Origin of the sequence: Paenibacillus sp. ICGEB2008, assembly GCF_000307675.1 — a bacterium.
Lineage (GTDB): Bacteria > Bacillota > Bacilli > Paenibacillales > Paenibacillaceae > Paenibacillus > Paenibacillus polymyxa.
Window position 1 is genome coordinate 293,230 of the sequence record NZ_AMQU01000004.1, and the last position, 8,683, is coordinate 301,912.

Consider the following 8,683-nt stretch of genomic DNA (forward strand, 5'->3'; position numbering starts at 1 on the left):
GGCTTACGCCTCTTGTCCTACAGTTTCATCAACGATACCCAGCTCTTCCTTGATCCAGTCGTAACCGTCCGCTTCCAGACGCTCAGCAAGCTCAGGACCACCGGATTTAACGATACGTCCTTGCATCATTACGTGTACATAATCTGGTTTAATATAGTTCAACAGACGTTGGTAGTGAGTAATCACAAGGAAGCCACGGTCTTCAGAACGCATAGCGTTTACGCCGTTAGCTACGATTCTCAAAGCATCGATATCCAGACCGGAGTCAATTTCGTCCAGAACGACAATTTTGGGATCAAGCATCATCATTTGCAGAATTTCATTCCGCTTTTTCTCACCACCGGAAAAACCTTCGTTCAGGTAACGGTGAGCAAACTCAGGATTCATTTCAAGCTCTTTCATTTTGCCTTCCATTTGGCGGATAAACTTAATCAGGGAAATCTCTTGTCCTTCTTCACGGCGCGCGTTGATAGCACTACGCAAAAAGTCGGAGTTTGTTACCCCTGCAATTTCACTTGGATACTGCATCGCCAGGAACAATCCTGCACGTGCACGCTCATCCACTTCCATATCCAGCACGTCTTCTCCATCCAAAGTTACTTTGCCATCTGTGACTTCATATTTAGGATGACCCATCAAAGCAGATGCGAGCGTACTTTTACCCGTTCCGTTAGGACCCATGATGGCGTGGATTTCTCCGCCCTTCATTTCGAGGTTAATCCCCTTCAAAATTTCTTTACCTTCAATGGTCGCTTTGAGACCTTCAATCTTAAAGTTTGTAGCCATATTCGCAATACCCTCCAAAAAATGTAGTGTGGTGTCGAAATCAGAAAGATATTTAAACAGGGGAGCCCCCTGATTTCAAGCAAATGTAATAATTAAAAATTTATTTATAATCATTCTAAACTGATTCTCAATGATTCTCAAGTTATTTTATAATAAATATCTTTAAGGGTGCAACCAACAGACGCACGTTATCCACCTTTCTTCATAAAATGTTCATCCTACCAATCACACAAATGGCAAAATACATCCTTCGAATGATTACATAGTTATAGTGTAGTACAAAAACCATGGGATACATAATCTCTTTTTTAGCCATAAAAAACGCTACTGACAGCTTGACGTCAGTAGCGTTTTACATGTAAAGGGGTTATTTTAGTGCGAAAGCCTGATGAGTTAGCCCAAATAAGAGCGAAGCATCCACATGTGTTTCTCCAAATCTGCTTTGTAGCCGATCAGCAAATCTGCAGTAGGCTGGTCGGAATTACTTTCCGCCAATTCGATACCTTCCTGAAACTCCTCACATACCGTCGCAAAATCCTCAATCAGGGTTTGCACCATTTTTGGAGCATCTTCATTACCGGTAGCCTCTTGAATTGAGGACAGCTCCAGGTATTCCTTCAATGTTGCGGAAGGAGAACCTTTCAAGGCAAGCAAGCGCTCGGCAATCTCATCCATTTTCAATGTCACTTCATTGTATAATTCTTCGAATTTAACATGGAGTGTATAAAAGCTGGAGCCTTTCACGTACCAGTGATAGTTATGAATTTTTACATATAACACATTGAGGTTAGCGACTTGACGGTTTAAAAGTTCCTCCACCGATTTGGTTTGCGTATTTTTCGAGTTACTTGTTGTTTTAGCCATCATAAATCCCTTCCTTTTTCATCAAATTGACTTTCAGAAGCGTTTACGTATTCATCACCGTCCCTGCTGACGGTAAGACGCCAGCGGGCATTTGAATATCACCTGCCGGACGTCTGTTTCATATTTACCCTTTCTATACAGAGACGAAACAAAAAGAAGAAGCCCACCTCTTCCAATCCATCATAAAAAAAATGTACAAAAATTCAGTGATTTTCGTTATACTTTCTCTATCCTATCAAAATACTTGGTTTAATATTGTGATGTTTTTTCTTACCATTTACATGTGCGCAATTTACGGAGGTGACCTCATTGTCCAAATATCATCCCTTAACGACCGAAGAAGCAATCGAATTCGTGAAGAACATTCCCGGATTTTTTAGCCAGGAAGCTCATCTGGAATGCCGAGAAATCGGCGATGGCAACTTAAATCTGGTTTTTCATATTACAGATTCCAAATCTAACAAGAGTATCATTGCCAAGCAGGCACTTCCCTATGTAAAAATTGTGGGTGAATCCTGGCCGTTGTCGCTGGATCGCGCCCGTATTGAACGCGAGGCACTTCAGCAGGAGCACCGGCTTTGCCCCGAATTGGTTCCTGCGGTACTAGGCTATGACGATGAGCTTGCGTTAACCGTGATGGAGGATCTTAGCTCACACACAATCATGCGTAAGGGACTAATTGAAGGCAACACATACCCTCTTTTTGCTAATCATATTGGCGAATTTCTGGCACGCACGCTCTTTTTCACCTCAGATTTGGGCATGAATCAGCAGGCTAAAAAAGAGCTGGTTAAACGCTTTATTAACCCTGAACTCTGCAAAATAACTGAGGATCTGATTTTGGATGAACCCTACCGATTTTCAGATAATAACAACTATGGTATGTACATTGAAGACGAAGCAGAGGCACTCCGTACAGATCAGTTGCTTCATCTGGAAGTAGCTTTGCTGCGAGAAAAGTTTATGACACGAACAGAAGCACTGCTACACGGCGACCTTCATACAGGCAGTATTTTTGTAACAGCTGAATCGACTAAAGTCATTGATCCTGAATTTGCCTATTACGGCCCCATGGGGTTTGATATCGGAGCGGTCATCGCCAATCTGCTGTTGAACTACGCAGCACAGCCCGGATGGACTTCTAGCGAGACGGCGCTAAAGGAACGACGTGACTGGCTCCTGGAGACTGCCATTCAAGTATGGAAGCAGTTTGAGAGCAGGTTTCGTACACTGTGGAACGAGCACGTCACCGATCATTTGGCACGTACACCCGGATATCAGGACTTGTACCTCCAGAAAGTACTGCAGGATACGATTGGCTTTGCAGGGTGCAAAGTGATTCGCCGGATCATCAGCCTGTCGCATGTGGCGGATATCGATACCATTGCCGATCCTGATATCAAGGAAGCTGCGGAACGTCTTGCGTTATCGATCGGAAAAGCCTTGGTTCTGCGCAATCGCGAGCTTCATTCGATCTGGGAACTAGAAGATATTGTTCGGACAGCAACAGCGACCCAAACTAAAGGAGCATCACGCATATGAGTGAAAATAAAGAATCTCTCCCCGCATCCTCCCATGAAGCAACTGTGTCTGAACAGGCTCTATCTTCACTGGTATGGAAGGGAAACCACTTGTCCATGCTGGATCAGCGTCTACTGCCCGAAAAGATAGTCATGCTGGATTTATTCACGACCGAGGAAGTTTGGGAAGGCATCCATGCCATGAAGGTACGGGGTGCCCCCGCCATCGGGATGGCCGCAGCCTATGGTGTTGTACTGGGTGCTGCCTCCTATCGCGGCAATGACGCTGCTGGGTGGCTGGAGCATGTACACGCGGTGTGCGGACATTTGGCTACCTCACGGCCGACTGCCGTAAATCTGTTCTGGGCTCTGGACCGCATGAAGAAGCGAGCCGGCGAACTCGTCACAGAGGCTGAGGTGGGCCAGATCGAAGACTGGAATGCAGGGCTGGAGCGTGAAGCTATAGCCATTCAGGCAGAGGATGAAGAAGTTTGCCGCCTAATCGGCATCCATGCTTTACCTCTGTTCGAGAATGGGATGGGCGTACTCACTCATTGCAACGCAGGCGGCTTGGCAACAGCGAAATACGGAACAGCGCTCGCGCCTATGTATTTGGCTCAGGAGAACGGAATCCACCTGAAAGTATTTGCTGATGAAACCCGCCCCGTATTGCAGGGTGCGCGTCTGACCGCCTTTGAGCTTCAGCAGGCAGGCATAGATGTCACCCTGCTCTGTGACAATATGGCAGGCATGGTGATGTCTAAAGGATGGGTGCAAGCTGTCATTGTCGGTACAGACAGAGTCGCCGCTAATGGGGATGTGGCCAACAAAATCGGCACCTATAGCCTGGCAGTGTTGGCGAAGGCGCATGGTATACCTTTTTACGTTGCTTCGCCACTATCTACCATTGATTTACAGACCGCTACAGGCGCAGATATTCCGATTGAGGAGCGTTCTGCGGAGGAAGTTACCGAGAGCTTTGGCAAAAGAACTGCCCCACAAGGTATCAAAGTCTACAACCCGGCTTTCGACGTTACACCACATGAGTACATTACCGCCATCATTACCGAAAAGGGAATTGTCCAGGCCCCATTTAGCGAGAACCTCACCGCTTTGTTTGCCGCCGATTAATTGTTCTTGCAGGTTATACACTTCGTATATAATTCAAATAGTTATACTCGATAGAATGGAAAATTTCACAGAAAAAACCGGAGCTGTAGCGCCCGGTTTTTTAACTTTTTCTTTTTTGCTTTTATCCAACAACTATTACTAGGCTTCTTACACCAGTTTCAATAATGCTTCATAGCCTGGCATCCCTGGCTTAATTCCAAGTTGCTCAGCTTCCGTCGTCACTGACTCCATTGGTGCTTCCAACAGTTCCTTTAGTGTTTTTACCCCCACAGCTCGTGCGGCCAGAATTTTCCGATCCGCCAACCGTTCATTGAGCAATCCGACATCCAGCGCACCACACATGATGTAACCACGGGAGTTGGAGATCGTCAACAGCGTTGTTTTAGGCAGTTTGACCTCGACTCCGATAAATGTATGCTCACCCACTTGAATGGGTTCCATGTGTATCATGGTTATTACATGCACCTCCTCTTTGTTCATCCGGAATATTTTATGCGGCATTTGCAGGTGGGTGTGGACACCCGTGGATACATTCAAAATTTTAGGCGGATCACGTATGTACAGCAAAACAGGCAATATCAAAAAGACTAGACAAAATCATTCCATCTAGTCTCTATGATCATCGTTAATGTTCTAGCTCTGTGCTTTATTCACACTTCTTTAAGTACTGTGGCGGTACAAAGTCGGCAAGCCAAACACCATGGTTGGCTTTATAAAACTTCACTTGATTAGCTAATGCCTTTGCTGTGTCGACTTCGAGGATCACTAGTTCTCCACGTCTTTTGCCTGCTAAAATTGCAAACTCAAGCGATTCAGACAGATGTACATACTTTCTCCCCATCGGCTTAATTCCTTCGGTGAAAATGTTATGGATTACCTTTGTGTTTGTACCGTGATAGAGAATCGTTGGTGGAGTAGCTTCCTCATAATTTAATCTGCCTGCACTGTGCCCATAATTAGCTCTTATGTACCCATTAACCATTTCATATCTTTGTTTTGGACAATGGCTTACTACTTGCTTGATATCCGACTCACTGACCTCAGACCATCTATTCTCTGATCTTATTCCTTGAATCAGGTCTTGAACGTCACAATAACCCTCATGGTCCAGCTCAAGACCAAACTGTTCTGGTGTATGCCTAAGAATCTTACTCATAAATTTACTGAGGCTCTATTCTTGTTTTGATGTTAACATGATGTACTCCTTCTAATAAAATATTTGTTTATCTATATTGATCTGGAATTTTAGATATAGCTTTCCATCCTTTAAATAGTCCACCATGATTGAAAGTATTGAGCATTTCACCGAATTGAGGGATCACGAGTTGAAAGTTTCTTCGTTTAACTAACTGTGTAATTGAAGATTCTCCTTTTTAACATCGTCTCTTAATTCTAGGGTAGATGAGAATTTTCCTCTTTATCAGATGGATTGCTATGAAAAAAAGCCTACTCTCATTTTATTATCAAAGGAGCAAGCTTGGTTCATATTATTAAATTACTTTATGATTCAAATGTCATCTTATCGGGAAATATCCCCCCTTCTTTAACGAAGCAACGTGCCATCCGCTGTGCAGCCCTATCAAAATAAAATTTATTTGAATGGCTCGGATCTGGTAAAGGTTCAATTTCAGAGAATAACTTAGTCTCTTTGTTCAATTGAATTTTCCCCATAATGTGTTCATTAGGGCCATATCTATAAATAACTACATTCTCATCTTCATGTTCTTTTAAAAAGTAAAACAAATGCTCCCATTATAAAATCTCCTCTACTCTATTTCCCATGGACGACCCGACCTTACCGCAGCTTTATGAGCAGTCTCATAGTCTGTTTTAAATATACCCTCAAATCTGGATTCAAACAATTCATGGTTAAGCAAATCCATATCTTTTTCTGTTTGTAATCCTTTTTTGTAATCTGTCCCATACTTGAGCTATTTCGTAATCAGAGTTATCACATATACCGTAGGCACTTCCATAGACCGACTATAAGCAGAATATGAAGCGATAACGGATATAGTAGGGAGTTCCAACATATGGTAGTATAGAAGATAGTATACAAAGCATAGATTTCATGTGATTTCTAATAGAAAAGTTCATCATTGGAAGGAGCAACTAAATGGAACCTAATTTTAAACTTAAGAATCTAAATGGTGAGGAAGTAACCATTTTTGAATTGCAAGAAGCAATGGGAAAAGGGGAGGTTACTTCTAGGGAACTTGTTATGTACTACATGTATCGTATTGCAACACACGACCAGAGTGGTCAAAATATAAATTCTATAATGGAAATCAACCCAGATGCGATTTTTATTGCAGAAGCCCTAGACAAAGAAAGAAAAACAAGAGGAATTAGAGGGTATTTACATGGTATACCTGTTTTGTTGAAAGAAAATATTGAAACAAAGGACAAAATGCGGACGAGTGCAGGAGCGTTGGCACTGGAAAACAACATTAGCGAAACGGATGCCTTTCTTGTAAAAAAACTTAGAGAAGCTGGAGCCATTATCCTTGGAAAAACAAACATGACTGAATTGGCAAACGGCGTATCCTCAAAAATGTGGGCAGGTTACAGTTCTAAAGGCGGACAAGTATTAAATCCATACGGTGACTTTTTCGTGGGTGGGTCAAGTTCTGGTTCTGCTGTAGCTGTGGCGTCAAATTTTACAAGTGTTGCAGTTGGAACGGAAACTTCAGCATCAATTTTAAGTCCAGCTATTCAAAACTCGATTGTTGGTATAAAGCCTACAGTTGGGCTTATAAGTCGTACAGGTATAATACCTTATTCCTATTCTCAAGATACCGCTGGAGCAATTGCACGGACCGTATCAGATGCGTCAATCTTACTTAGTGTACTTGCAGGTAAAGACGATAATGACCCTGCTACATGGAAAAATGATGATACGATTGACTATTCAACTTACTTAGACAAGAATGGCTTAGAAGGGGCGAAAATTGGGGTTTATAGAGATGTACCATTAGAGCAATTTCGTGACCCTGACGAATATGATAAAATATTATTTAATAATTCTGTAAAGGAACTAACAAAAGCGGGAGCAATCGTCATTGAAGACATTGAAATGCCAGCCTTCGATAGGAAATGGAATTGGAACAAGTTGAATAACGAATTTAAGCATGGTCTTGATAACTATCTCCGAAACCTTCCACAAAGTATGCCTGTACATACATTTAGTGAATTGGTTGAGTGGAACGAAAAAAACTCCGAGAAGGCTTTGAAATATGGACAAGATTTACTGGAGAACCGTCAACATTTAGTGAATCCATTGAAGAATCCGAACTATATATTAGAGTCTTTAACTGATTTATATTATTCCCAGAATGAAGGCATAGATTATGCCATAGAGAAATACGGATTGGATGCAATTATGTTTCCATCATATGTGGGAGCAGAAATTTGTGCAAGGGCAGGGTATCCATCAGTAGCTGTTCCCGCTGGCTTCAAAGACAACGGCAGACCATTTGGAGTTACGTTTGCAGGAAAGGCATTTAGTGAACCTATGCTAATTCGTATAGCATTTGCATATGAACAACGAACAAAACATAGAAAAAAGCCGTTACTTAGTTATAAGTAAAAGAGAAGTTCCATGCAAAGAAACCACTTCATTGTAAGGAGTGGCTTTGTCTTTATATAGAGGTATATTTTGTGGTCAAATTGTACTTTGTGTTTAAATACACTACGGTACGGTGAACCGTATCATATATTCAAATATCATGGCTACGCCATACTGCCCGTTCGTATTATGAGATCAACCAGTTCTTTCTGGTTGATCCTTTTTTCATTTGCATAGAGGATTAAGGTAGCCTGGTCGAACGTACCTGCCTGTGGGACTTGATCCCGAGCGCTATAGTGTTCGCCCTACTTGTCATGACCATGATTGAGGCTGGTTGGGACGTAAGATCCCGTATAACAAGCGATGCTATGGAGCGACAAGAAGAACCTTAGGGATGCCGGGGAACCTAAACTTACAGGGAGAGATGAAATGAATCCAGTTGTCGGTCTAGATATTTCAAAAGAAGAAAGTCATGGACAAGCCTTTTTAGCGCGCGGAAAGCCTTTCAGAGGGACATTCCACTTCGAGCACACTCGTGATGGCCTAGCAAATTTACATCAAGTTTTGAAGGATGTTGAGACTGCATCCAAACTACGTCCTCTGCTTATTCTAGAAGCAACCGGCCATTACCAAAGTCCCGTTGTTCAGTTCCTAGAAGAACATCACTACATTTACATTATCATTAATCCGCTCATCTCAATCGGCTTAGAAAGTCTCAACTTCGTAAAGTAAAGACGGATGCTGCGGACGCTTACCTATTGGGAGAGTTGTACTACAAGGAAGAGTTTGAACCTTTTAAAAAAAGAGGTGTGCA

General features: G+C 42.6%; 8 protein-coding genes and 1 pseudogene. 4 read left to right on the forward strand and 5 right to left on the reverse strand.

The genetic code is table 11. The annotated features are described in order from the left end of the window. Window positions 1–3 precede the first annotated feature (3 nt). A complete protein-coding gene (gene sufC, locus C400_RS0102955; protein WP_017425928.1) occupies window positions 4–786 on the reverse strand; it encodes a Fe-S cluster assembly ATPase SufC in 783 nt (260 codons plus the stop codon). 393 nt (window positions 787–1,179) lie between these two features. After that, window positions 1,180–1,650, reverse strand: coding sequence for a Dps family protein (locus C400_RS0102960; protein ID WP_013309551.1), 471 nt, complete (start codon window positions 1,648–1,650; stop codon window positions 1,180–1,182). 309 nt (window positions 1,651–1,959) lie between these two features. On the opposite strand from C400_RS0102960, the gene mtnK reads away from it, so the two are divergent. After that, on the forward strand, window positions 1,960–3,192 hold the full coding sequence (mtnK, locus tag C400_RS0102965; protein ID WP_017425929.1) for an S-methyl-5-thioribose kinase: 1,233 nt from the start codon (window positions 1,960–1,962) through the stop codon (window positions 3,190–3,192). Then, entirely contained in the window at window positions 3,189–4,301 is a 1,113-nt protein-coding gene (mtnA, locus tag C400_RS0102970) for an S-methyl-5-thioribose-1-phosphate isomerase (protein ID WP_017425930.1), read from the forward strand. The genes mtnK and mtnA overlap by 4 nt, the downstream gene beginning before the upstream one ends. 147 nt (window positions 4,302–4,448) lie before the next feature. On the opposite strand, the gene C400_RS0102975 is transcribed toward mtnA, so the two are convergent. The 3 genes from C400_RS0102975 to C400_RS27305 form a co-directional block, all read right to left on the reverse strand. Then, window positions 4,449–4,751 (reverse strand): YunC family protein, encoded by a 303-nt coding sequence (locus C400_RS0102975; RefSeq protein WP_017425931.1) that lies wholly within the window; start codon window positions 4,749–4,751, stop codon window positions 4,449–4,451. Window positions 4,752–4,947: 196 nt separating this feature from the next. Beyond that, a complete protein-coding gene (locus C400_RS0102980) occupies window positions 4,948–5,457 on the reverse strand; it encodes an RNA 2'-phosphotransferase (protein WP_017425932.1) in 510 nt (169 codons plus the stop codon). A gap of 344 nt (window positions 5,458–5,801) precedes the next feature. Then, window positions 5,802–5,972: a hypothetical protein gene (locus C400_RS27305; protein WP_414085906.1), complete on the reverse strand. Its 171-nt coding sequence runs from the start codon at window positions 5,970–5,972 to the stop codon at window positions 5,802–5,804. 445 nt (window positions 5,973–6,417) lie between these two features. Here C400_RS27305 and C400_RS0102990 point away from each other — a divergent pair, with 445 nt between their 5' ends. Further along, on the forward strand, window positions 6,418–7,890 hold the full coding sequence (locus tag C400_RS0102990; RefSeq protein ID WP_017425934.1) for an amidase family protein: 1,473 nt from the start codon (window positions 6,418–6,420) through the stop codon (window positions 7,888–7,890). Window positions 7,891–8,298: 408 nt separating this feature from the next. Next, window positions 8,299–8,683 (forward strand): annotated as a pseudogene (locus tag C400_RS0102995) (IS110 family transposase); the annotation flags it as partial.

What these genes read in the sequence shown, in the direction of transcription:
- C400_RS0102990 (WP_017425934.1), top strand. Translation starts at nt 6,418, where the DNA reads ATGGAACCTAATTTTAAACTTAAGAATCTAAATGGTGAGGAAGTAACC.
- C400_RS0102960 (WP_013309551.1), bottom strand. Translation starts at nt 1,650, where the DNA reads ATGGCTAAAACAACAAGTAACTCGAAAAATACGCAAACCAAATCGGTG.
- mtnA (WP_017425930.1), top strand. Translation starts at nt 3,189, where the DNA reads ATGAGTGAAAATAAAGAATCTCTCCCCGCATCCTCCCATGAAGCAACT.
- C400_RS0102975 (WP_017425931.1), bottom strand. Translation starts at nt 4,751, where the DNA reads ATGATACACATGGAACCCATTCAAGTGGGTGAGCATACATTTATCGGA.
- C400_RS27305 (WP_414085906.1), bottom strand. Translation starts at nt 5,972, where the DNA reads ATGGGGAAAATTCAATTGAACAAAGAGACTAAGTTATTCTCTGAAATT.
- sufC (WP_017425928.1), bottom strand. Translation starts at nt 786, where the DNA reads ATGGCTACAAACTTTAAGATTGAAGGTCTCAAAGCGACCATTGAAGGT.
- C400_RS0102980 (WP_017425932.1), bottom strand. Translation starts at nt 5,457, where the DNA reads ATGAGTAAGATTCTTAGGCATACACCAGAACAGTTTGGTCTTGAGCTG.